This is a genomic window from Mesorhizobium loti, assembly GCF_003148495.1.
GTDB classification, from domain to species: Bacteria; Pseudomonadota; Alphaproteobacteria; order Rhizobiales; family Rhizobiaceae; genus Mesorhizobium; species Mesorhizobium loti.
On the sequence record NZ_QGGH01000001.1, the window covers coordinates 1,632,723 to 1,656,340 of the forward strand.

Genomic DNA, 23,618 nt, shown 5'->3' on the forward strand with positions numbered 1-23,618 from the left:
CTGGCACTTCAATCCTGGGGAGGAGGGTATCATGGCAGCTGCGACAGCATCGCGAAACGGGCTGAGATCGGCATTGCCGCTGCTGGCGCCGGCCTATCTCTGGCTGACGGTGGCGATCTTCCTGCCGCTGTCCGCCATGGTCTTTTTCTCGTTCATGACCGAACTGCCGCTGTCGGGAAAGCCGTGGGCATTCACCCTTGGTAACTATGCCGCCTTCTTCTCGCAAAGCCTTTATCTGACGCTGTTGCTGGCCTCGCTGCGCCTTGGCCTCGAAGTGACGTTGTGGTGCGTCGTCATCGGCTATCCCGCCGCTTACGTGCTCGCCAAGGTGCTGAAAGGCCGCAGCCGCGAGGCGATCTTCCTGCTCGTCATCCTGCCGTTCTGGTCGAATGGGCTGGTGCGCATCTTTTCCTGGGCGATGGTGCTGCGCGAAGGCGGCATCCTCGACACCGCGCTCAACGCCATGCTGCCGTTCAAGATCAACATCGACCTGATGTATTCCTATCCCGCCGTCATCATCGGGCTGGTGCATTCCTACGTGCCCTACATGGTGCTGACCTGCTATCTCACGCTGCAGGCGATCGATGACTCGCTGATCGAGGCCGGGCGCTCGCTTGGCGCATCGCGGCTGCAGGTTTTGAAGCGAGTGATCATCCCGCTGTCGATGCCCGGATTGGTCGCGGGCGCGGCGCTGATCTTCGTGCCGGTCGTCGGCTCGTTCATGGAGCCGCGCATCCTCGGCGGCCGCACCGGCACCTTCTATGGCACGGTCATCGAGGACCAGTTCGTCGCGGTGTTCAACTGGCCGCTCGGTGCTGCGCTCTCCTTCATCCTGCTGGCCGTGGTGCTGGTCATCCTCGCAATTGCCTCGCCGGTGCTGCGGAGGGCTGCGTGATGGCAACGACCCGCATCCTCGAATGGCTCGGCCGCCTCTATATCTTGCTGCTGCTCGCCTTTCTTTATCTGCCGATCATCATCATGGCACTGATGTCGTTCAACGTCTCGCCCTTCTACCAATTGCCGTTCGAATGGACGACCGAATGGTATGCCTCGCTGTGGCAGAACGACCAGCTGATCGCGGCGACCTGGAACAGCGTCGAGATCGCCGTCATTACGACCGTCATCTGCGTCGTGCTCGGCTCGGCGGCTTCGTTGGCGCTCTATCGCTATGAGTTCCGCGGCAAGAAGTTCCTGCAGGCGCTGCTGTTTCCGCCGATCGCCATACCGTGGCTGATCACCGGCACGGCAATGCTGATCTTCTTCTTCGGCGTCGGCATCGGCCGCGGCCTGCATGCGATCCTGCTCGGCCATGTCGCGCTGGCGCTGCCCTATGTCATCGTCGTCGTCTCGGCGCGGCTGCAGACCTTCGCGCCGGAGCTGGAAGAGGCGGCCCGCTCGCTCGGCGCCAACCAGTGGCAAGTGACAAGGCGCGTCACGCTGCCGTGGATCATGCCCGGCGTCATTGCCGGCGGGCTGTTTGCGTTTGCCGTCTCGTTCGACCAGTTCGTGGTGTCCTATTTCCTGGCGACGCCGGGGCAGACGACGCTGCCGGTCGAAATCTATGCCGCGATCCGCAAGGGGTTCACGCCCGAGATCAATGCGGTGTCGACAATCATCATTGTCGTGTCGATGGCGCTGATGCTGCTCACGGCGCGCTTCTTCAAATTCGGCGGAGAAAAATAATGGCCGGCGTTCAGGTATCGAATGTCTCGCGCAGCTTTGGCGCGCACAAGGCGCTGGACGATGTTTCCATCGACTTCGCCGATGGTGGTTTCTATGCGCTGCTGGGGCCATCGGGCAGCGGCAAGACCACGCTTCTCAGGCAGATCGCCGGCTTCGATTTTCCCGACTCAGGCCGCATCGCCATCGGCGGCGAGAGCGTCGAGCGGGTGCCGGTCGAAAAGCGACGCATCGGCATGGTGTTCCAGAACTATGCGCTGTTTCCCAACATGAGCGTCGCCGACAATGTCGCCTTCGGCCTGTCCGTGCGCGGTGAGGCCAAGGCAGTGATTGCGACGGAGGTGCAGCGCGCGCTCGCCCTGGTGCAGCTCGGCAAGCTCGGCGGCCGCCGCCCACACCAACTCTCCGGCGGCCAGCGCCAGCGTGTGGCTCTCGCCCGCGCGATCGTCACCAAGCCGCGCGTGCTGCTGCTCGACGAGCCGCTCGGCGCGCTCGACAAGGCGCTGCGCGTCGACATGCAGATCGAGCTCAAGCGCATCCAGCGCGAGATCGGCATCACCACCATCTTCGTCACCCACGACCAGGAAGAAGCGCTGACGATGAGCGACCGCATCGGCATATTGCGCGACGGCAGGCTGGTGCAGGAAGGGCCGCCGGAGGAGATCTATAACAGGCCGAAGAGCGAGTTCGCCGCCACCTTCCTGGGCGACGCCAATATCTTTCGCGGCGATACGACGGGCAATGGCATCCGGCTGGCGGACGGCACAGCGATTGCCGCCGGCGCGGGTGCGACGCTTGCAGCCGGCGCCAAGGCGAGCTGCGCCGTGCGGCCCGAACGCATCCGCATCGCCACGGATGCCGGAGCGCCGGATGGTAACGCCAACATTCTCAAGGGGCAGGTCTCCAAGCGCATCTTCGCCGGCAACAACAGCACTTATTTCGTCGAGCGTGCGGGGCAGACGCTGAAGGTGATCGTGCAGAACACCGGCATGGAACGGCTGGCGGAGGGCCAGGATGTCGTGCTGCGCTGGTCGCCTGAGAGCACGGTGTTGATCGCGGCGAACTGATCCCCCGGGTCTTGCCATACTGTTCGCAATCGGGGACAGCATAGAGGGGCAAGAGCCCGGAGCATGCCGATGACCTTGGAGCTGAATGCGCGGGACCGATCCATGCTCGACGGCGAGCAGGGCCCGTCCGCAGCCGCCGCCATGAAAATCCTGGTCGCGTTTTCCAATGCGGTCGGGGCAGACAGCCTGCTCGATATTTCCGGCGCCCATATCGATGGTTGTCTCTTCCACGGCAAGGCGGGGCTCGATTTCGTCGAACGGCTGGTCGAGGGCGGTGGCCGCGTCCAGGTGCTGACGACATTGAACGTCGGCTCTTTCGATCTCATCCATCCCGGCATGGTGAAGATGCCGGCGGCGGAAGAGGTGCCGGCGCGGCGGCTGATGAAGGCGCATCTGGAGCTCGGCTGCCAGGCGACCTTCACTTGCGCGCCTTACCAGACGCGGTTCCGGCCGAGTTTTGGCGAGCAGATCGCCTGGGGCGAATCCAACGCCATCGTCTTTGCCAATTCGGTGATCGGCGCGCGCACCAACCGCTATGGCGATTTCATCGATCTGTGCTGCGCCATGACCGGGCGCGCGCCGGCCTGGGGCCTGCATCTGAGCGAGAACCGGCGTGGCCGGATCTTGTTTGAGCTGGATGTTCCGGACCCCGAGCCGAGCGACAGCCTGTTCGTCGGCGTTGGGCTGATCATCGGGCAAGCGAGTGGCGACCGGATTCCGGTGATCACAGGCCTGCCGCGGCCGCGCGACGAGGACCAGCTGAAGGCGCTGGGGGCAGCGGCGGCAACGACCGGCGCGGTGGCGCTGTTCCATGCGGTCGGCGTCACGCCGGAAGCAAGCACGCTCGATGAGGCGTTCCAGGGCCATGCGCCTGACGAGACGATCCGTATCAGCCGCGCCGATATCGGCCATGCGCTGGCCAGGCTGTCTGGCGTACCGGACGGTGCGCCGCTGGCGGCCGTGTCGCTCGGCACGCCGCATTTTTCGCATCAGGAATGGATGCGGCTGTTGCCGTTGCTGCGCGAGGTAGCGCCGGGCAGGCGCATTCCGATCTATGTCAACACCGGGCGCGCGACCCTGACGCGACTGCAGGAGGAGGGCGCGCTAGCCGGCATGGAGGCGTTCGGTCTGATCCCGGTCGCAGACACCTGCACCTATGTCACGTCGATTCTGGAACGCCTTGACGGCGTGGTGATGACCAATTCCGGCAAATGGGCGCACTACGCGCCCGGCAATATCGGTGTGTCCGTCGCCTTCGCCGAGATGAAGGATTGCATCCGCTCCGCTGCGGTAGGGTATGTCGTGCGGAGCGCCTCATGACGCGGCCGGTGCAACGAACCGGCACCTTCCAGCTGACCGGCGAGGCCGAGGGCCTGGCTTTGGTGTTTTCGCAGCCACTCAGCTTCTGGGGCGGCATCGATGCCGAGACCGGCGACATAACAGATCATTCGCATCCCGGCCTTGGCCAGAATGTCGCCGGCAAGATCCTGGTCATGCCCAGCGGGCGCGGCTCGTCGTCTTCATCCTCGGTCCTGGCCGAGGCGATCCGCAGGGGCACGGCGCCGGCCGGTATCCTTCTGGAGCGGCCGGACCCGATCCTGGCGGTCGGTGCCATAGTTGCCGAATTTCTCTACGAGATCCGCATGCCGCTGGTGGTGTGCGACATTGCCGGCATAGCCTCCGGCGACGGGATAGCAATCGGCACTGGCGTGGATGGTCGGGCGATCGTTACGATTCAACCCGCCATCAATCCAGCAGTACCGCGCCACTCGTAGGCGGCGATCGCGCCCCCGCTGGTCGCGCCGGTGTTCGTTGAGATTGGACCGTCGCACGGTGGGTGGCACCACCAACGAGATGCGCGACCTGGCAAGCGCGCTCTATCTCTATTCAGAAACGAAAAGCTGTTGCTCAGATCTCCGGGATGTTCTCCTTGAAGATCACCTGCAGCCTTGGCTGGTGCAATTCATAGGGCAATCCTCTGACCGCATGGGTCAGAGTGTTGAGCGCTTCGCGGGCCTCGACGCGCGGGTTCTGGTCGATCACCGCGTCGAGCGTGCCGTCGAGCAGAAGGTCCTTGGTGCCGTCCGTCACCTCATGGCCGAGGAAGACCATGGACTGCGCGCGGCCGCGCTCCTTGAGCGCGCGGGCGATGCCGGTGTTGCCGGCGCCGACATTGTAGATCGCGGCAAGATCGGGATGCCGCTCCAGCAGGGCGGACGCTTCCGAATAGGCCTTCTCGCGGTCGTCGAGCATTTCACGCATCTCGACGATCTGCAGATTGGGCGATTCCTCCGTCAGGATATGGCGGAATCCCATCTCGCGTTCTTCGTGGCCGCGATAGGACAGCGAGCCGGCGAACAGCGCCACCTTGCCCGGACGGCCTGATCCCATGAAGCGGTTGAGCAGATAGCCGGCCAGCCGCCCGGCGGCCCGGTTGTCGATGCCGATATAGGCGACCCTGGGCACATGCAGGATGTCTGAGGCGATGGTCACCACCTTGATGTCGTTGGCCGACAGCGAGCGGATCGCCTCGCGCACCGTTGGATGGTCGAGCGCGATGACGCCGACGCCTTGCGTCTGTCCGCGCAGATCCTGCAGCAGGCGGGCGAGACCGTCCGGGTTGAAGCCTTCGATGGTGGCAATGTGTACATCGAGGTCGGGCCGTGACTGCGCCTGCGCCTCGATCTGGCGGTGCAGCATCTTGATGAAGGAATTGGTGCCGGCGGGCAGCGCGAAGTCGAGCCGGATGACATCGCCCGGCAAGGGCCGCGGCGGCGCTCCGTTCGGGCTTTCGGCGATATAGCCAAGGCGCTGCGCCATTTCGAGCACGATTTCGCGCGTGCGCGCTCGCACGCCGGGGCGGTTGTTGAGCACGCGGTCGACGGTGGCGGCGGAAACGCCGGCTTCCCGGGCTATGTCAGTCAGGGTGGAACGCACCGTCTTTCATCTCCTCAACGCATCAGGATCACGCAATGCCGGCAGCCCGTCTGACGGCGATGGCTGCCTGTCCTCGGCGATTCTGATGGGAAATGATGTATCCGGCCTTGGCCGAAGCGCAAGCCGTTGGGCTAAATCAAGTCGTCCGGCACGGCTATTCCAGGATGGGAAGATACATTTCCCATCAAATCGAGGCATATGGAGCGGTATGTGGACCCAGGCATGACGCATTTCCTCGCCTCATTGCGATGTTGTGAGGTATTTTGATTATTTATGATGTTGACAGCCTTCCGATACTGCCGTCAATATCCCTCATGGGCTCGTGGAGGAAACGTGGGCCCTGAGGGAGGAATTCCAATGTCTGATCTGATCCGCATATCGCGACGCCGATTGCTGACGTCCGGAGGAAAGGCGGCGGTGTTCGTGGCCGCCACAGGTATCGCACCGCAATTCATTCGTCCCGGCCGCGCCTATGCGGCCGACGCGCTGGCGCCAGGCATGATTGGCGGCCCGACGGGCTTCGATGGGGCCGAGCGCTACCAGTATGGCGCCGACACGCCGGAAGGCCGCGCCATCGAGGCGGCCAAGGCGCTGAAGGGTGCCGGCAAGGCGCCGGCCAAGATCGTGCTCGGCCTGTCCGATGGCTCGATCGGCCAGCTCACACAGCCGTTTCCGGCCGGCGCGCCGTCGATCAAGGACCTGTGGGAAAAGGAGACCGGCATCCCGATCGAAATCGTCGGTCTGCCGAATGGCCAGGAATTCACCAAGACGATGCAGGACATCTCCACCAAGGGTGGGGCCTACGACATCTATTCGACCGAATGGAACCGCCTCGGCGACCTCGCCGAAACCGGCGGCATCGCCAAGCTCGATGATTTTGTCGCGCAGTACAAGCCCGAGTGGGATGATCCGGTGACCGGCTATGTCAATGGCGCCAAGGGCGTGTCGCTGCTCAACAAATATCGCGGCTCGAACTATGGCGTGTCGCTGGACGGCGACTTCCAGACCTGGGTCTACCGCACCGATCTGTTCGGCGACGAAGCCGAGAAGAAAGCCTTCAAGGACAAGTACGGCTACGATCTGGCGCCGCCGAAGACCTGGAAGCAGCATGGCGACATCGCCGCCTTCTTCCAGCGTCCCGACAAGGGTCTGTTCGGGTCGACCGATTTGCGCAACCAGGGCTGGGGCTATACCAACTGGTATCAGCGCTATGTTTCGATGGCCTCGCCCAACCAGTTCCTGTTTGGCGATGACGGCAAGCCGATGATCAATTCCGAGCAAGGCATCGCTGCCACCAACGAATATGTCGCGTCGCTCGCGCATCATTCGCCGGATGCGATCTCCTGGGGCTGGCCGGAACAGTACGGCAATTTCGCCAAGGGCGGCGCGGCGATGACCTGCGCCTTCTCCAACCTGCCGAAATTCCTCGACAATGCCGGTAACAAGGACTCGGCTGTCACCGGCAAGATCGGCTCGATGCTGCCGCCCGGCCGCGAGATCGACGGCAAGCTGATCAGCCGTTCCGTGCTGTGGTTCTCGCTGACCGGCATGGTCTCGGCGCAGTCGAAAAACCAGGAGGTCGCCTATCTCCTGCTGCAATGGCTGGGCTCTGCCCGCATCTACGCCTGGATGAGCGCCAACCCCGGCGGTTATCTCGACCCGTTCCGACTGTCGGATTTCTCCGATCCGCTGGTGCGCCAGACCTATCATGCCTACCACATGGACGTGGTGCGCGAGACGGTGGCGCGCACCGTGCCGACCATCAACTATCCCGGCGCAACAGCCTTCCACAATGCGCTCGACGAGAACCTCATGGCGGCGCTGACCAAGGCCAAGACATCCGAGCAGGCGATGGCCGACACCGAGGCCGAGTGGAAGAAGATCGCCCGGCGCACCGGCGAGGACAAGCTGCTCGAAGCCATCAAGACCAACAAGGAGGCCTGGCCGACAGTTCTCGATCCAATCGTCTGATCCATCTCCCTGGATCACATCGAAGGAGGGGAGGAGCCTGCTTCTCCCCTCCGCCCACAACGCCACCAGCAAAGCCGCCAGATGAAGCGTTCCATTCCTTTCGAGATCTTCCGCTACGCCGCGATCTTCGTGGCCATGGCGGTGACGCTGGTGCCGATCCTGTGGATGGTGTCGATGGCCTTCAAGCCGATCGCCGAATGGTCGGCGACCGGCGCCGACCTGACATGGTGGCCGAAGAACCCGACGCTCAGCAATTTCCGTTTCGTCTTCGGCGAGTCGACCAACAATCTGATCGTTGCGCTTGACCGCACCGCGCTGAAGCCGATCCTCTCATCGCTGCTGTCGGCGGTTTTCGGCACGGTGATCGCGATGTCAGCGGGTACTGCCGCGGCTTACGGACTGTCGCGTTTCGGCTCCGGACAGAATCTGCCGCTGGCGCTGATCCAGCTCAGGCTGTTTCCGCCGATGGCGGTGATGATCCCGGTGATGATCATGTGGGCCTTCCTCAACTTCACCGACAGCTGGTGGGGATTGGCGCTGATCTACGGCATCGTCACCTTGCCGTTCGCCTTCTGGCTGATGAAGACCTTCTTCGACGACATGCCGCGCGAGATCGAGGAGGCGGCACTGGTCGAGGGCTGTTCGCGGCTGCGCGTCTTCACCCGCATCACGCTGCCGATGATGCGCGCGCCGCTGGCCAGTGCCGCACTCTTCGTCTTCATCCTCAACTGGTCGGACTATCTGATCGCGCTGCTTCTGACGACGCGCGAATGGGTGACGATCCCGGTCTACATGGCTTCGCTGTCGTCCTCGATGACCGGGCAGCTCTATGGCGCCAAGGCGGCGCTTGGCCTCATCGCGGCGGTGCCGCCGGTCATCATGGGCATCGCCATCCAGCGCCATCTGGTGCGCGGACTGACTTTCGGGGCGCTCAAGCAATGAGCGCGGTGACTGCCATGATTTCAGAGGACGAGATGAAAGCCGTCGGAGCAAGGCCGGTTCCCCGCGACGAGGGCGCAAGGCTGGGTTTCCGGCTGACGCTGCCGGCGCAGATCCTGGTGCTGTTCATCTCGGCCTTCCCGCTGTTGATGCAGCTCTACATCAGCGTCACCGACTGGTCGCCGTTGTCGGGCCTCGGCTGGTGGAATGCCTGGTCACTGTGGAACAACCTAGCCAACTACACCGATCTCGCCGCCGATCCGCGCTTCTGGAGCGCGCTGAAGCGCACAGCCATCGTCATGATCATCTGCGTGCCGGTTGAATTCCTGCTCGGCCTGGCGCTGGCGACGCTGTTTGCCGACGATTTTCCGGGCAAGCGGATATTCTATTCGGTCCTGCTGATGCCGATGATGGTGGTGCCGGCAGTGGCCGGCTACATGTTCTTCATGCTGTTCCAGTCGGGCGGCCCGGTGAACGACATATTGTCGGCGCTCACCGGCTCTCCCGTCACCATCGCATGGCTGTCGGACCCGACGCTGGCGCTGATTGCGGTGATGGTCGCCGACATCTGGCAGTGGACGCCGCTGATGTTCCTCATCCTGCTTGCCGGCTTGGTCGGCGTGCCCGAGGACCAGATCAAGGCGGCGACGCTGCTCGGCGCCAATCCGTGGCAGCGCTTCGTCACCATCGTGCTGCCGAAGATGAAGACGATCATCATCATCGCGCTGGCGATCAGGGTGATCGAGAACTTCAAGATCTTCGACACGCTCTACATCATGACCGGCGGCGGTCCCGGCGTCGCCACCGAGACCATCTCCGTCTACATCTACAAGCTCACCACGCAGGACCTGATCTGGGGCTATGTGGCGGCGATCGCGCTGGCCATATTGATCGTGCTGTCGATCGTCGCGGTGTTCGCCATGAAGCGCATGGCACGGGCACGCGAGGTACCGGCATGAGCGCGATCCACCTGCAGAACCTGGTCAAGAAATTCGGCGACTTCACCGCGCTGAAGACCATGGACCTGGAAATATCAGATGGCGAGTTCATGGCGCTGCTCGGTCCGTCGGGCTGCGGCAAGTCGACGACGATGAACATGATCGCCGGCATGGAGGAACCGACCGGCGGCAAGATCCTGTTTGGCGAGCGCGACATGGCCGGGGTACCGATGGGGCGGCGCGGCGTCGGCTTCGTGTTCCAGAACTACGCCATCTTTACCCATATGACGGTGCGCCAGAATCTCGCCTACGGCCCCAAAATGCGAGGGGCTGCCAAAGCCGAGATCGACCGTCGCGTCGGCGCCATCGCCGAGATGCTGCAGCTGACACCGCTGCTCGACCGCAAGGCCGACCGGCTCTCGGTCAACATCTTGCAGCGGGTGGCGATCGGCCGTTCGGCGATCATGGAGCCGGCGATCTTCCTGCTCGACGAGCCGCTGTCCAATGTCGACGCCGCCTTCCGGGCCGTCATGCGCACCGAACTGAAGCAGCTGCAGCGCCAGTTTCGCCAGACCATGGTCTATGTCACCCACGACCAGCTCGAGGCGATGACCATGGCCGACCGCATCGCGGTCATGGACCATGGCGTGCTGCAGCAGGTCGGCACGCCGCTCGAGGTCTACAACGACCCGGCCAATGTCTTCGTCGCCCGCTTCATCGGCGCGCCGGGCATGAACCTGCTCAAGGGCAGGCCGGCGGAGAGCGATCGTGGGCTGGTCGTCGATCTCGGGCCCTTGGGTATCACGCCGCCGCTGCCGGACGCACTCGCGGCCGCCTTGCGCGGCGCGCGCGGCGAGGTGCTTTACGGATTTCGGCCAGAGCAAGCGACGCTGGTGCAAAATGGGCAAGGCCTCGCCATGCAGGTCACCTTCGTCGAGCGGATCGGCGCGCGCACCATTGTGCATCTCGGGCTGGGTGAGGGCGCTGTGAAAACGGTGTTCGACAATGATGTCGGGCTGGCGATCGGCGACACCGCGATCGTCGCTCCCGCTGCGTCGTCGGTGCGGGTCTTCGACGCTGCTACCGGCCTGGCGATGAAGGCAGGTTGAGATGGCCGATATCGTCTTCCGCAATGTGACCAAACGCTACGGCGGCACACTCGCCGTCGATGACGCCTCGTTCACGGTCAACGACAATGAGTTCTTCTGCTTCTTCGGTCCGCCGCTGTCGGGCAAGTCGACGATCCTGCGCCTTGTGCTGGGGCTGGAGACACCGGATACCGGAGAAATCCTGATCGGCGGCAGGCCGGTCAACACGGTGTCGCCGGCGGAGCGCAATGTCGCCATGGTGTTCCAGAATCTGGCGCTGTTTCCGCATATGAGCGCGCTCGACAATGTGCGCTTCCCCCTGGTCGAACGGCGGGTCGCCGAGGTCGAGATCAAGAGGCGCGTTGCCGACGTCGCGGCGAAGCTGCATATCGGCCACATCCTGCACAAGCCGCCGGGACAGCTTTCGGGCGGCGAGCGGCAGCGTGTGGCGATTGCGCGTGCGCTTGTGCGCGATCCCAACGCCTATCTGATGGACGATCCGATCTCGGCGCTTGACGCCAGGCTGCGCGAAGAAACGCGCGTCGAACTGAAGCGCATCCAGCGCGAGCTCGGCAAGACGCTGATCTATGTCACGCATGACCAGGAAGAGGCGATGTCGGTCGCCGACCGTATCGCCATTCTGGAGGATGGCAGGATCAGGCAGATCGGCGCGCCGGCCGAAATCTACGACCGCCCGGCCAGCACCTATGTGGCGCGGCTGCTCGGCTCGCCGATGATGAACATCCTGGAATCGGTGCGCGGCGAGGGCGGTGTCGAGGCTGCCGAAGGCACGATCCGCATTGCCGACAAGGCTGCTCCCACCGATGCCGTCGAGATCGGGCTCAGGCCGGAAGATGTCAAGGTCAGACCCTGGGCGGACGGGGGCTCGGGCCGCCCGGCGCGGGTGTTCGAGGTCGAGCCGCTTGGCGGCTACACCGTGGTGACGCTCGCTGCCGGGCAGGCACGGCTGAAGGCATTGCTGCGCGGCCAGCCCGACATCCGGCCGGACGCCATGGTGGCGATATCCTGCGAGCCGGCCCGCGTGCATTATTTCGGACAGAGCGGGGGAGCGCTGGCACGATGACGGCGACCGCAAGAAAAGAGCTTCGGGAGGAACATATGGCGAGCAAGGGCTTCGAGCCGGACGCGAAGGTCCGCACGAAGGAATACAGAATCGGCTGCGTCGGCGCCGGCATGATCATGGCCGAGTGCCATCTCGCCGCCTACAAGGAAGCTGGCTTCCCAGTGGTGGCGATTGCCTCACGTACCAAGGCCAGTGCCGAGAAGGTGGCGACGCGCTGGGGCATCCCGACCGTCCACGATACGCCCGAAAAGCTGATCGAGGATACGAATGTCGAGATCATCGACCTTGCCTTTCCGCCTGACCAGCAACCGGCGCTGATCCGCCATGCGCTGAAGCAGAAGCACATCAAGGCGATCTTGGCGCAGAAGCCATTGGCATTGTCGGTCGAGGAAGCGGTCAAGCTGCGCGACGAGGCGGCGAAGGCCGGCAAGATCCTCTCGGTCAACCAGAACATGCGCTACGACCAGTCGATGCGCGTGCTGAAGCAGATTATCGACAGCGGCGCGCTGGGTGACATCGTGTTCGCGCAGATCGACATGCACGCCATCCCGCACTGGCAGAGCTTCCTCGAGGATTACGACCGGCTGACGCTGGCCAATATGAGCGTGCACCATCTAGACGTGCTGCGCTTCCTGTTCGGCGATCCCGATGAGATCACCACGCTGACGCGCAAGGACCCGCGCACGAAATTCGACCATTCCGACGGGATCACGGTGTCGACGCTGCGCTTTCCGTCCGGCGTGCTCGCCGTGTCGCTGGAGGATGTCTGGTCCGGTCCGCGCCAGGATGGCTACAAGGACGACCAGCACATCAATTGGCGCGTCGACGGCACAAAGGGCGTCGCTAAGGGCACCATCGGCTGGCCGACGGGCGCTGCCTCGACGCTGACCTACGCTTCGACCGAGACGACCGGTGGCGAATGGGTCAGCCCGAGCTGGGACACGATGTGGTTCCCGCATGCCTTTATCGGCGTGATGGAACAGCTCCAGCACGCGGTGAAGACCGGCATGCCTCCGGCGCTGTCGGTCGCCGACAACGTCAAGACGATGGCGCTGGTCGAGGCCGGCTACCGCTCGATCGACGAGGGTCGCACGGTCAAGCTTTCCGAAATCGCTATCTGATCACCGCAGCTGAAACACCAGACAACTGAATCGCTTACAGGGAGGAATTCACACCATGATGCAGGCAGGTATTTTCACGGGCTATTTCCCGTATGGCCTCGAAGAGACGGCGAAGAAGATCCGCGGGCTCGGTTTCAACACGGTGCAGCTCGACCTACATTTCAAGGATGTCGACCTGTCGGCCGGGCAGATCACCAAGGACAAGGCCAAGAAGGTGCGCGACGTCTTCCGCGACCACAATCTGCCGGTCTGTTGCGTGTCGGGCTACACCAACATCATCCATCCCGACAAGGCCGAGCGCGACAAGCGTGTCGGCTACCTCAAGGAGATTATCCGCAACGCCCGCCATTTCGGCTCGCCTTACGTGATCTCGGAAACCGGCACCTACAACACCGAATCCGACTGGGTGCATCACCCCAAGAACAAGACCGAGGAAGGGTTCGAGGAATGCCGCAAGGTGGTCGCCGACCTCGCCCAGACGGCCTATGATCATGGCGCGGTCTTCCTGCTCGAAACCTATGTCAATAACGTCGTCGGCTCGGTTGAGGAGACGGTGAAGATGTTCGCTCAAGTCGACCATCCCGGCCTCGGCCTGTTGATGGATCCGACCAATTATTTCGAGACGCACAACATCGACAGGATGGACCAGATCCTGAACCAGGTGTTCGACACGCTGACCGACAAGATCAGGATCGCCCACGCCAAGGACGTCAAGCGTTCGGGAGGCGACAAGTCCGAGAAGCACGCCGATATTGGCGACGAGGACGCGCTGGAGAGCCATACGTTCCGTGGCGTCGGCGAGATCGAGCTGCCGGCACCGGGCCTCGGTTCGCTGAACTACGACCTCTATCTCCAGCGGCTGGCGCAGAAGCATCCGAACATCCCGGTGATCATCGAGCATCTCTCGGAAGACGACGTGCCGAGGGCCAAGAAATTCCTCGATGGGAAGTTCCGCGCCAACGGTCTGTGACGGTCACTGCGCGCCGTCGGTTTGCGGCGGCGCGGCCCAAAAGCAAGGGAGGAAGAAAATGTTGAAATTCGCATTGAAACTGGCGGCTGCCGCAACGCTGCTCGCCGGCGTTTCGTTGAGCGCGCCGGCGCTGGCGCAGGATGGCCAGAAGACCTTCTACCTGCTGTCGCATGGCGGTCCGTCGGATGCATTCTGGCTCGACTGGAATGCCGGCGCCACAAAGGCCTGCGACCAGCTCAAGGTGACCTGCAAGATCTCCTTCAGCGGCGGCGACATGGCAGCGCAGAAGGAGGCCTTCAACTCAGCGCTTGCCGCCAAGCCCGACGGCATCGCCACCACCTCGGCGCAGCCAGGCCTGTGGACCGAGGAGGTCAAGGCGGCCAAGGCAGCCGGCATCCCGATCGTGTTCTTCAACACAGACGATCCGGCGACCGGACGGCAAGCCTATGTCGGCGCCGATCTCAAGGAGGCCGGCGTCATCTGGGCCAAATACCTCGTCGACCACAAGATGGTGAAACAGGGCGACAAGGTGTTCCTGCCAGTGGAAGTGCCGGGCGCCAGCTACCAGCAGCTCGAGACCGAAGGCATCGCCAGTGTCTTCGACCCGCTCGGCATCAAATATGATGTGGTCGATTGCGGTACCGACCCGGCCGGCATAATCGCCAAGATGACCGACTATATGGTCGCCAACAATCCGCCGGCGATCATCGCGCTCGGCGATTCCGTGGCGGCCAGCGTCAAGCGGGTGTTTGATGGCGCCGGCGTGCCGGCCGGCAAGATCCCGGTCGTCGGCTGGGGCAATTCCAAGGAGACCGCGGAAGCCGTCAAATCCGGCTTCGTCAACGCGGCCGCCTGGCAGTTCCCGTCGGCGCAAGGCTTCATGCCGGTGGCGCTGCTCGGTTTAGCCGCTTCGGGTGAGCCGATCGGCTACGACATCCACACGTTCAGCCTCTACGACGCCTCGAGCGTCGAACCGATCCTGAAGCTCTACAACACGAAGTGAAACCGGTGCCCGCGGCGCAGGCCGCGGGCACCTCTTCAAAGCATGGTTCAAGCAGTCATGACGATCGCCGCAGAAGACGAAATGCCTGTCGGGAAACGCAGATCGAGCCTCCTGCGCTCGCCGCAATTCTCCTCGCTCGTCATCCTCATTGTTTTGCTTGCGGTGTTCGCTATCGCCGACGCCAATTTCCTGTCGCCACTCAACATCTCCAACATGATGGCGTTCCTGCCCGAGCTCGGCATCATCGCGCTCGGCATGACGCTGCTGTTGACAGCGGGTGAGTTCGACCTGTCGGTTGGCGCCGTGTTCGGGCTGGCGCCGGTCGTCGTCATGCTCCTGGTGCAGAACGGCGAGGCAAGCATCGGCGTGGCGCTGCTGGCCGGGCTTCTGCTGTGCGTGGCGATCGGCGCCATCAACGGGCTGATCGTCACCAAGATCGGCATTTCGTCCTTCCTGGTCACACTGTCGATGCTGCTCGTGGTGCGCGGGGCAGCACTCTACATCACACAGGGCTTTCCGCTGAAATCCTGGGACCAGCCGGGCTTCTTCGTAACGCTGCTGGCTGGCAGCTTCAATATCGGCTCGTTCCGCTTCTACACCTCGCTGTGGTGGTTCATCGGCCTGTCGCTGCTGGCGATCTATGTCCTGCGCTATGCCAAGCTGGGCAACTGGATCAGCGCCATCGGCTCCAACCGCAACGCGGCGGTGGCGCGCGGCGTGCCGGCGGACGCCGTCAAGGTGTGGCTGTTCATCCTGACTTCGGTGCTGGCGGGGCTGGCCGGCATGATCAGCGCCTTCCGCATCTCGGCCGCTTCACCGGTGGCCGGTACCGGCTACGAACTCGAGGTGATCGCCATGGTGGTGGTCGGCGGCACGGCGCTGACCGGTGGGCGCGGCACGATCCTCGGCACCATCGTCGGTGCGCTGATGCTGCGCGCCATCCGCAACGGCATCGTGCTGATCGGCGTGCCGGGCCTGGCCTACAACATCTTCGTCGGCGTCATCATCCTGGCCATGCTCATCCTGCACGCTCTGCTGCAGAAGAACGCCGCAAGGGGCTGATCATGGAAGTTCTCCGGCTGCAGAATCTGCAAAAATCCTTCGGCAGCGTGCGCGCGCTGAAGAACGCGTCCTTTGCCCTCAACGAGGGCGAGGTGGTGGCCTTGCTCGGCGACAACGGCGCCGGCAAATCGACGCTGATCAAGGCGATCTCGGGCGTGTTTCCCGTCGACCGTGGCGACATCTATGTGCGCGGCGAAAAGGTCTCGATCCGCTCGACGCGCGATGCGATGGACCTCGGCATCGAGACCATCCACCAGGACACGTCGCTGGCGCCGGATCTCAGCATCGCGCGCAATCTGTTTCTCGGCCGCGAGCCAGTCAAGCTGAAATGGCTGGGAGTGTTCGCGCCGCTCGATCTCGCCAAACTGCGCGGTGCAGCATCGGCGCTGCTGAAGCGCGTCGGCATCTCGAAGAAACTCGACGCCGATGCGCTGGTCTCGACGCTGTCGGGCGGCGAGCGCCAGTCGATCGCGATTTCGCGCGCCATGCAGTTCGCCGCCAAGGTCATCATCCTCGACGAACCGACCAACAATCTCGGCGTCGAGGAAACCCATGGCGTGCTGCGCTTCGTCAAGGAGGTGCGCGACGCCGGTCATTCCGTGCTTTTGATCACCCACAACATCCACCACGTGTTCCAGGTCGCCGACCGCATCATCGTCATGCGCCGTGGCGAGATCGTCGCCGAGCAAACGGTCGCCGATACCGATCTTCTGACCGTGGAAAGCATCATCACCGGCGCCGACATGTCGGCCCTGCTGAAAGAGACGAGAGCGAAGTGAAGAAGTTGGCCGTCACATGGTAGAGCTTTACGGCAAGACGCTTTCGCGCCGGCAGGTATCGGAACGTTCGGGCATGCTGTCGCAATTCGCCGGCGTACGGCTGATGACGCTTGGCGACGGGGTGGAACGCGGCATCCGCATGCTGGAGTTCCGCACCGGCTCGGGCCTGCGCTTCACCGCGCTGGTCGACCGGGCGCTCGACATTGCCGATTGCGACTTCAAGGGCCAGGCGATCGGTTGGCATTCGCCGAGCGGCTTTCGCCATCCCGGCCTGCATGATTATGAGGGGGAAGGAGGGCTCGCCTGGGCGCGCTCGTTTTCCGGACTGCTTGTCACTTGCGGCCTCGACCACATATTGGGCCGGGAAGAGGTGCCCGCCGAGAGCTACAACTATCCGGGCAGGAAGACCGTGATCCATTCGCTACATGGCCGCGTCAGCACCATTCCGGCACGGCTGACCGGTTATGGCGAGGCCTGGGACGGCGACCGTTGCGTGCTGTGGGCCGAAGGCATCGTGCAGCAATCGGCGGTGTTCGGCGAGAATCTGCATCTGCTGCGGCGCATCGAAGCCGATGTCGGCGGCAACGAGATACGGCTGTCGGACCGCGTCGTCAATCACGGCTTCAACCGCACGCCGCATATGTATTTCTATCATATCAATGTCAGCCATCCCTTGCTCGAAGAGGGTTCGCGCTATCTGGCGCCGATCCGGGATGTGGTCTGGGCCGGCCACGATGGCGAGCGCTACCAGGCACAAAAGGTCGGCTACCGCACGGTGCCGGCGCCACGACTGGGTTTCAGCGAGCAGGTCTGGCAGCACGAAATGGCGGCCGACGGTGCGGGCGAGGTGCCTGTGGCGGTGGTCAACGACCGTCTTGGCCTTGGCTTCGAGGTGGTGACGCGCAAGGACCAGCTGCCTTGCGCCTATCAATGGCAGAATTTCCAGGCGGGGCAGTATACGTTGGGCATCGAACCCTCGACGCACCATGTGCTCGGCAATCTCGCGGCGCGTGAGCGCGGCGAGATGATCTGGCTGGAGCATGGCGGAGGCCGTTCTTACGACGCGGTGTTCCGGGTGCTCGACGGCGCTGGCGCGATCGCCGCAGCGGAACAGAGGATCGCTTCGATCGCCAGGCAACCGCAACAGGATTATCCTGCGCCGTCGGGCAACTTTCCGGGATTGGCGGGCAGGGCATGATGCGAAACGAATGCTCCGGCTGGCGGGCCGGAAATCGGAGGTCGATGTGATGGAGAAAAAGCGCGACTACAGTCTGGTCGGCGAAAGCACTCGGCTTGCGATCGAGACCGGGTTGGCCTCTGCCGAATGGTATCACACCGATGTCGCGCGCAAGGCGATGAAGGAGCTGATGCAGCGCTCCGACGGGCCGGCGATCCGCGACACGATCATCTGGATCGTTGCCATTTGGGGTTCTGCCGCCGGCATCATCTGGTTCTGGGGTACGTGGTGGGTGGTGCCGTTCCTGCTCGTCTATGGCGTGCTCTACGGCTCGTCCAGCGACTCGCGCTGGCATGAATGCGGCCATGGCACCGCCTTCCGCACCCGCTGGATGAACGATGTCGTCTACCAGATCGCCAGCTTCATGCTGATGCGCAATCCGGTGACCTGGCGCTGGAGCCATGCCCGCCACCACACCGACACGATCATCGTCGGCCGCGATGCCGAGATCGCGGTGATGCGTCCACCGGACCTGCTGCGCGCGGCACTCGCCTTCACGGGCATTCTCGATTTCCGCTATTCGCTGCCGACGCTGGTGCGCAATGCCTTTGGCAGCATCTCGCCCGATGAAAGGAGTTTCATCCCCGAGATGGAGCTGCGCAAGGTGGTCACCGCCGCGCGCTGGCATCTCGGCATCTATGTCGCGGCGATCGCGCTGGCGCTGTATTTATGGTCGTTCCTGCCGCTGGTGCTGATCGGCCTGCCGCGCCTTTATGGCAGCTGGCACATGGTGCTGACCGGGCTGCTGCAGCATATCGGCCTCGCCGACAACGTCACCGACCACCGGCTGAACACGCGCACCGTCTACATGAACCCGATCAGCCGTTTCATCTATTGGAACATGAACTACCATGTCGAACATCACATGTTCCCGATGGTGCCATATCATGCGCTGCCAAGGCTGCACGACTTGATCAAGCACGATCTGCCGGAGCCCAATCCATCGATGTGGCATGCCTATCGCGAGGTCTGGCCGGTGCTCATCAAACAGCTCCAGTACGAGGATTATTTCCTCAAGCGCGAGCTGCCGCCGACGGCCAAACCATACCGGGACGAGTTCCACGCGCTGACCGTGCCGGCGGCGGCGGAATAGAGTTGCGGGAGAAACAGATGGCCGACTGGGTTGAAGCGTGTGGCGTCGATGATGTCGAGGAAGAGGACGTCATCCGCTTCGATCATGGCGGCCGAACCTTCGCCATTTATCGCAGTCCGGATGACGAGTACTTCGCCACCGACGGGTACTGCACGCACGAGAAGGCGCATCTGGCCGATGGGCTGGTGATGGACGACATCATCGAATGTCCCAAGCACAATGGCCGCTTCAACTACAAGACAGGCGCCGCCAAGGGCGCACCGGTCTGCGTCAATCTCGCGACCTATCCGGTGAAGGTCGAGGCTGGCAAAGTGATGATCCAGATCGGCTGACCAGCCGCAGCACGTAACAGAGGGGACCCCTAGATGAGCCGAAAAAGACCGACCGTCGCGGATTTGCGCGCCATGAAGGGCAAGCGCCAGCTGACCATGCTGCGCGTGCTGACGATGGACGAGGCCGAGGCTGCCGAACGGGCAGGGGTCGACATCGTCTCGGTGCCGCCCGAGCTGGTGCTCAACCCTGAGTACCGCGACGCAGCACCCAGCCTGTTCACCATGCCGGGTGATAATTTCTACGAGATCGGCACATCGGACGATTTCCTGCGCTGGGCCTTCCGGCTCTACAAGGCCGGCGCCGACGCGGTCTATTGCAGCGCCGGCTACGCCACGATCAAGCGGATGGCGGACGATGCCATTCCGGTCATCGGCCATGTCGGCCTTATTCCTTCCCGCGCGACCTGGACCGGTGGCTTCAAGGCTGTCGGCAAGACCGCCGACACTGCCATGGAGGTCTTCGCGGCGGTCAAGCAGCTGGAGGCCGCCGGCGCCATCGGCGCCGAGATCGAAGTGGTGCCGGTCGAGGTGGCCAAGGCGATCTCGGAACGCACGTCGCTGATCATGCTGTCGATGGGGGCGGGCACCGGCTGCGACGCGCAGTATCTGTTCGCCGACGACATCCTCGGCCAGAACCGTGGCCACATGCCGCGCCACTCCAAGGTCTACCGCAACTTCGCCGCCGAATTTGATCGTTTGCAGGCCGAGCGCATCGCCGCGTTCTCGGAATATGTTGCCGATGTCAACAGCCTGGCCTATCCCGAAGACAAGCATGTGGTGCATATGGACCTAGCTGAGCTCAGCCTGTTCATGAAGAGGGTCGACGGGGCGTGAAATCTCAAGGCAATGATGCGACGGGCGAGGCCGCGCCGGTTCATATTCTTACCCTTTCCTGCGAGGACCGGCCGGGGATCGTCGCCGCGGTCACGGCGGAACTTGCCGCGAATGGCGCCAACATCGCCGAAAGCAGCCAGTTCTGGGACCGGCAGACCAATCGCTTTTTCATGCGGATCGCCTTCATCAGCCCGCCAGGCTCGACCAAGGACAGCCTGGAGCGGGCCCTGAAATCAAGCGTCGATCGCTTCGGCATGAAGACCGCGCTGGTCGATCAGGGACGCCGCCCGAAGATCATCGTCATGGTCTCCAAGTTCGACCACGCGCTTCTCCACCTGCTGTACCAGATCAGGGTCGGCTGGCTGAACGCGGAGGTTGCCGCCGTCGTCTCCAATCACGAGGATGCCCGACGCTTCGCCGAGCTGGAGGGGATTGCCTACCACCATTGGCCGACCACCAGGGAAAACAAGGCCGAACAGGAACAGAAGCTGCTGGACCTGGTGCAGCGGACGGGGGCCGAACTGGTCATCCTGGCGCGCTATATGCAGGTCTTTTCGAAGGGCCTGTCGGACCGGCTGTTCGGACGGGCGATCAACATCCACCATTCCTTCCTGCCAAGCTTCAAGGGCGCCAAGCCGTACCATCAGGCTTTCGACCGCGGCGTCAAGCTGATCGGTGCGACCGCGCATTATGTCACCTCCGACCTCGACGAGGGCCCGATCATCGATCAGGAGACCGAACGCGTCACCCATGCGATGAGCGCCGAGGACTTCGTCGCTGTCGGGCGCGACATCGAAAGCCGGGTTCTGGCGCGCGCCGTCAAGTTGCATCTTGAAGCCCGCGTCATGCTCAACGGCCACAAGACCGTCGTCTTCTGAGAAGCTGCGTCAGGTCGGCCAGCTCCCGCCGGCGAGCGCGGCGTAGAGTGCCTCGGCGTCGATGCCGAGCGGCCGGTCCTCCTTCAGCGTCGGGACGAGTGCACGGATTGCCGTGTGAATCGCGGCGGTGCGTGGCGCCGGCGTGAAACCGTCGCGCAGGTCGACCGCCTGGGCGGCGGCCATCAGCTCGAAAGCGATCACGCGGCGCCACAGCGCGATCATCCCGGCGCATTTCGCGACCGCGAGAGGTGTCTGCGTGGCGTGATCCTCGACGCCTTCCGACACGGCCAGGAAGTCGAGCATGACAGGATTGGCCTTGTGGCGGATGGCGGCAAGGATCGACGTCGCCGTCTTCTGCAACGGCACGAAGCCGGCGGAGGCGCCGCCGACCGGCGACAGATATTTCGGCAGGCGGTTGCGGCCTGAACCGGTAAGCTGGATGAAGCGGGCAGCGCTTGCGGCGGCACATTGGGCGATCGCCAGGCCGAGCGTCTCGAAGGCGAGCGCCAGTGACGCCGTGTGGAAATTGCCGGTCGACAGTACCAGCTCGTCGTCGCTCAGCACCAGCGGGTTGTCGGCGGCGGCGTTCAGCTCGATCTCGACAGCATGTCTCGCCTGGCCGATCGCCTCGATCAGCGCGCCGTGGATTGACGGCATGCAACGGATCGACAGCGGATCCTGCAAGGTGGTCGGCGCCGGCGCCTCGTCTCGGACGACCAGCTCGTGCAGTGCCTTGGCTGCTTCCTGCTGACCGGCCGCAGGACGCGCCATATGCAGGCGCGGGTCGAGGATGGTGCGGTTGGCACCAAAACCTTCCATGGTCAGCGCGCCGGCCTGCTGTTGCTGGGCAAGGGCGGACAGCGCATCCGTCACCGCAAGTGCGCCGCTGCCGGCGGACACCGCCGAGGCGTTGATCAACGACAGGCCGTCCTTGGGCGCCAGGCTGATGGGGGCGAGGCGGGCCATCATCAACGCCTTGGCCGCCGGCATGCGACGGCCCTGATAGTCTGCTTCGCCTTCGCCGGTGAGCATGCGGGCGAGTGCCGTCATCAACACCAGATCACCGGCGCCGATCGAGCCGAGCGACGGCATGACGGGATGGACGCCGGCATTGAGTGCGTCGACCAAAGCGACGAAGACGGAAGGCGAAAGCCCCGAGCCTCCGGCTGACAGCATCGCTGCACGCGCGACCATGGTTGCCCGCACGGCCTCGACCGGCAGCGCTTCGCCGACCGCGCCGCTGCGGCCCTCCAGCAACTGGCGCTGGAAGGTGCTGGCATCGCCTTCCACTGACGTGCCGAGATTGGCGCCGAGCCCGGTGTTCAGGCCATATATCTGCTGGCCCGACGCTGCGGCCTGGTCGAGCACTTTTCGTGCCTTTTGCAGCCTGCCGATGACATCGGGTCCGATCTCCACCTTGCGACCATCGCGGGCGACCGCAGCAACATCGCCAACGCCGACGCTGGTTCCGGTGAGGACGAGCGCGGTCATGCGAAGCGCAGTCTCTGGCCTATGCCTTGCGCCTGCGCCTTGGCCAGCATCGCCTTTCCCAGTGCGATGTCGGACAGCGACAGGCCGCGGTGCCAGAACAGGATCGTTTCGTCGTCGTTCTCGCGCCCAGCCTTGAGGCCTGCGGCAATCTGGCCGAGCTCGGCATGCAGCGTCTTCTCGCTCAGCCGGCCGGTCTCGACATGGGCGCGCAGCGAGCCGAACTTGCCGCCCTTGCACTGGCCCCAATCGTCGACGACCATTTTCTGCATGATGTCGGTCAGCGACAGTTCGACCGCGCTCATCGTCCCATAGGGCACGACCAGCGCGCCCGGCTTGATCCATTCGGTCTTCAGCAATGGCTGCGGTTCCGGCAGCCGAGAGGCCTCGACGACGATGTCGGCACCCTCGATGCAGCTCTTCCAGTCGGCCACCGCCGTCACCGTCTTGCCGAGATCGGCGGAGAGTTTGGCGGCGAAACCGTCGCGGCTTTCCGGGCGGCGCGAATGGACGCGGATCTCGTCGAAGTCGAAGAGATGGTCGAGCAGGCGCACATTCCAGTAGGCGGTGCCGCGCGCGCCGATATGGGCCAGCACCTTGGAATTCTTGCGCGCCAGATGCTTGGCTCCGATAGCGGTGACGGCGCCGGTGCGCATGTCGGTGATGACGGTGGCGTCGAGGATGGCGCGCGGTGTGCCGGTGCGCGGGTCGAACAGATTGAGGATACCGAATTCGGAAGGCAGGCCATGCAGGTAGTTGTCGACATAGTCGCCGACGATCTTGACGCCGGCGGTGTCGAGCGGCGCGACGTAGCCGCGCAAGACGTTGAAATGGCCGTGAAAGGACGGGTCCGGCTCAAGATGGACACGCGGCTCGATCACCGTCTGGCCGTTGCCTTGCGCCACCAGGCCGGCCTCGACGGCGGCGATGATTTCGCCATCGGTCATGGCAAGGGCATCGATGTCGAGGGCATTGAGGTAGTCGATATAGATGGGCTTCATTTTACGCGGACACTTTCCTCGGCCACCCCGTTCACCCCATAGCAGGCCATGGCGCGACACGAAAGTTTCGCGACACGAAAGTTTGTTGCGCCGTCTCTGGACGCGGCCGGCCAAAT

The 23,618-nt window shown here is 63.7% G+C and carries 23 protein-coding genes; 20 read left to right on the forward strand and 3 right to left on the reverse strand.

Features of this window, described 5'->3' with window-relative positions:
• The first annotated feature begins 31 nt into the window (after positions 1–31).
• The 5 genes from C8D77_RS08330 to C8D77_RS08350 all read left to right on the forward strand — a co-directional run bounded on the left by C8D77_RS08330 (position 32) and on the right by C8D77_RS08350 (position 4,522).
• Positions 32–895, forward strand: a complete 864-nt coding sequence (locus tag C8D77_RS08330) for an ABC transporter permease (protein ID WP_109660960.1) — start codon at positions 32–34, stop codon at positions 893–895.
• On the forward strand, positions 895–1,683 hold the full coding sequence (locus tag C8D77_RS08335) for an ABC transporter permease (RefSeq protein ID WP_109660962.1): 789 nt from the start codon (positions 895–897) through the stop codon (positions 1,681–1,683). Before C8D77_RS08330 ends, C8D77_RS08335 begins: the two co-directional genes overlap by 1 nt.
• The gene (locus C8D77_RS08340) at positions 1,683–2,747 is read left to right on the forward strand and encodes an ABC transporter ATP-binding protein (protein ID WP_109660964.1); all 1,065 of its coding nucleotides are present in this window, start codon (positions 1,683–1,685) and stop codon (positions 2,745–2,747) included. Before C8D77_RS08335 ends, C8D77_RS08340 begins: the two co-directional genes overlap by 1 nt.
• A 69-nt stretch (positions 2,748–2,816) precedes the next feature.
• Positions 2,817–4,067 carry an aconitase X gene (locus C8D77_RS08345; RefSeq protein ID WP_109661456.1) on the forward strand — a complete coding sequence of 417 codons (1,251 nt, stop codon included), beginning with the start codon at positions 2,817–2,819 and terminating at the stop codon, positions 4,065–4,067.
• Positions 4,064–4,522, forward strand: a complete 459-nt coding sequence (locus C8D77_RS08350; protein ID WP_109660966.1) for an aconitase X swivel domain-containing protein — start codon at positions 4,064–4,066, stop codon at positions 4,520–4,522. The genes C8D77_RS08345 and C8D77_RS08350 overlap by 4 nt, the downstream gene beginning before the upstream one ends.
• 133 nt (positions 4,523–4,655) lie before the next feature.
• Here the strand turns inward: C8D77_RS08350 and C8D77_RS08355 are convergent, their stop codons facing one another.
• Positions 4,656–5,684, reverse strand: coding sequence for a LacI family DNA-binding transcriptional regulator (locus tag C8D77_RS08355; RefSeq protein WP_056590241.1), 1,029 nt, complete (start codon positions 5,682–5,684; stop codon positions 4,656–4,658).
• Positions 5,685–6,041: 357 nt separating this feature from the next.
• Between C8D77_RS08355 and C8D77_RS08360 the strand changes: the two genes are divergently transcribed.
• From C8D77_RS08360 to purU, 15 genes are all read left to right on the forward strand, one after another.
• A complete protein-coding gene (locus tag C8D77_RS08360; RefSeq protein WP_109660968.1) occupies positions 6,042–7,655 on the forward strand; it encodes an extracellular solute-binding protein in 1,614 nt (537 codons plus the stop codon).
• A gap of 81 nt (positions 7,656–7,736) precedes the next feature.
• Positions 7,737–8,597 (forward strand): carbohydrate ABC transporter permease, encoded by an 861-nt coding sequence (locus C8D77_RS08365; RefSeq protein ID WP_109660970.1) that lies wholly within the window; start codon positions 7,737–7,739, stop codon positions 8,595–8,597.
• A complete protein-coding gene (locus tag C8D77_RS08370) occupies positions 8,594–9,553 on the forward strand; it encodes a carbohydrate ABC transporter permease (RefSeq protein WP_109660972.1) in 960 nt (319 codons plus the stop codon). Before C8D77_RS08365 ends, C8D77_RS08370 begins: the two co-directional genes overlap by 4 nt.
• Entirely contained in the window at positions 9,550–10,641 is a 1,092-nt protein-coding gene (locus C8D77_RS08375) for an ABC transporter ATP-binding protein (RefSeq protein WP_109660974.1), read from the forward strand. The genes C8D77_RS08370 and C8D77_RS08375 overlap by 4 nt, the downstream gene beginning before the upstream one ends.
• Position 10,642: 1 nt before the next feature.
• Complete coding sequence (locus C8D77_RS08380; RefSeq protein WP_109660976.1) at positions 10,643–11,704, forward strand: ABC transporter ATP-binding protein; 1,062 nt, start codon at positions 10,643–10,645, stop codon at positions 11,702–11,704.
• A gap of 35 nt (positions 11,705–11,739) precedes the next feature.
• Positions 11,740–12,825, forward strand: coding sequence for a Gfo/Idh/MocA family protein (locus C8D77_RS08385; RefSeq protein ID WP_109660978.1), 1,086 nt, complete (start codon positions 11,740–11,742; stop codon positions 12,823–12,825).
• A gap of 55 nt (positions 12,826–12,880) precedes the next feature.
• On the forward strand, positions 12,881–13,795 hold the full coding sequence (locus C8D77_RS08390) for a sugar phosphate isomerase/epimerase family protein (RefSeq protein WP_109660980.1): 915 nt from the start codon (positions 12,881–12,883) through the stop codon (positions 13,793–13,795).
• Between the two features lie 58 nt (positions 13,796–13,853).
• Positions 13,854–14,798 (forward strand): sugar ABC transporter substrate-binding protein, encoded by a 945-nt coding sequence (locus C8D77_RS08395; protein ID WP_109660982.1) that lies wholly within the window; start codon positions 13,854–13,856, stop codon positions 14,796–14,798.
• Between the two features lie 81 nt (positions 14,799–14,879).
• Positions 14,880–15,860 carry an ABC transporter permease gene (locus C8D77_RS08400; RefSeq protein WP_245951677.1) on the forward strand — a complete coding sequence of 327 codons (981 nt, stop codon included), beginning with the start codon at positions 14,880–14,882 and terminating at the stop codon, positions 15,858–15,860.
• The gene (locus C8D77_RS08405; RefSeq protein WP_164548883.1) at positions 15,857–16,639 is read left to right on the forward strand and encodes an ATP-binding cassette domain-containing protein; all 783 of its coding nucleotides are present in this window, start codon (positions 15,857–15,859) and stop codon (positions 16,637–16,639) included. Before C8D77_RS08400 ends, C8D77_RS08405 begins: the two co-directional genes overlap by 4 nt.
• Positions 16,640–16,655: 16 nt before the next feature.
• Complete coding sequence (locus tag C8D77_RS08410) at positions 16,656–17,837, forward strand: aldose 1-epimerase family protein (protein WP_109660988.1); 1,182 nt, start codon at positions 16,656–16,658, stop codon at positions 17,835–17,837.
• A gap of 49 nt (positions 17,838–17,886) precedes the next feature.
• Entirely contained in the window at positions 17,887–18,969 is a 1,083-nt protein-coding gene (locus tag C8D77_RS08415) for a fatty acid desaturase family protein (protein WP_245951703.1), read from the forward strand.
• 17 nt (positions 18,970–18,986) lie between these two features.
• Positions 18,987–19,301, forward strand: coding sequence for a MocE family 2Fe-2S type ferredoxin (locus C8D77_RS08420; protein WP_109660992.1), 315 nt, complete (start codon positions 18,987–18,989; stop codon positions 19,299–19,301).
• 33 nt (positions 19,302–19,334) lie between these two features.
• The gene (locus tag C8D77_RS08425) at positions 19,335–20,135 is read left to right on the forward strand and encodes a 3-methyl-2-oxobutanoate hydroxymethyltransferase (RefSeq protein WP_109660995.1); all 801 of its coding nucleotides are present in this window, start codon (positions 19,335–19,337) and stop codon (positions 20,133–20,135) included.
• On the forward strand, positions 20,132–21,013 hold the full coding sequence (gene purU / locus C8D77_RS08430; protein WP_109660997.1) for a formyltetrahydrofolate deformylase: 882 nt from the start codon (positions 20,132–20,134) through the stop codon (positions 21,011–21,013). The genes C8D77_RS08425 and purU overlap by 4 nt, the downstream gene beginning before the upstream one ends.
• A gap of 9 nt (positions 21,014–21,022) precedes the next feature.
• Here the strand turns inward: purU and C8D77_RS08435 are convergent, their stop codons facing one another.
• A complete protein-coding gene (locus C8D77_RS08435; protein ID WP_109660999.1) occupies positions 21,023–22,504 on the reverse strand; it encodes an HAL/PAL/TAL family ammonia-lyase in 1,482 nt (493 codons plus the stop codon).
• Positions 22,501–23,502: an ornithine cyclodeaminase family protein gene (locus tag C8D77_RS08440; protein WP_109661001.1), complete on the reverse strand. Its 1,002-nt coding sequence runs from the start codon at positions 23,500–23,502 to the stop codon at positions 22,501–22,503. The genes C8D77_RS08435 and C8D77_RS08440 overlap by 4 nt, the downstream gene beginning before the upstream one ends.
• Between the last annotated feature and the right edge of the window lie 116 nt (positions 23,503–23,618).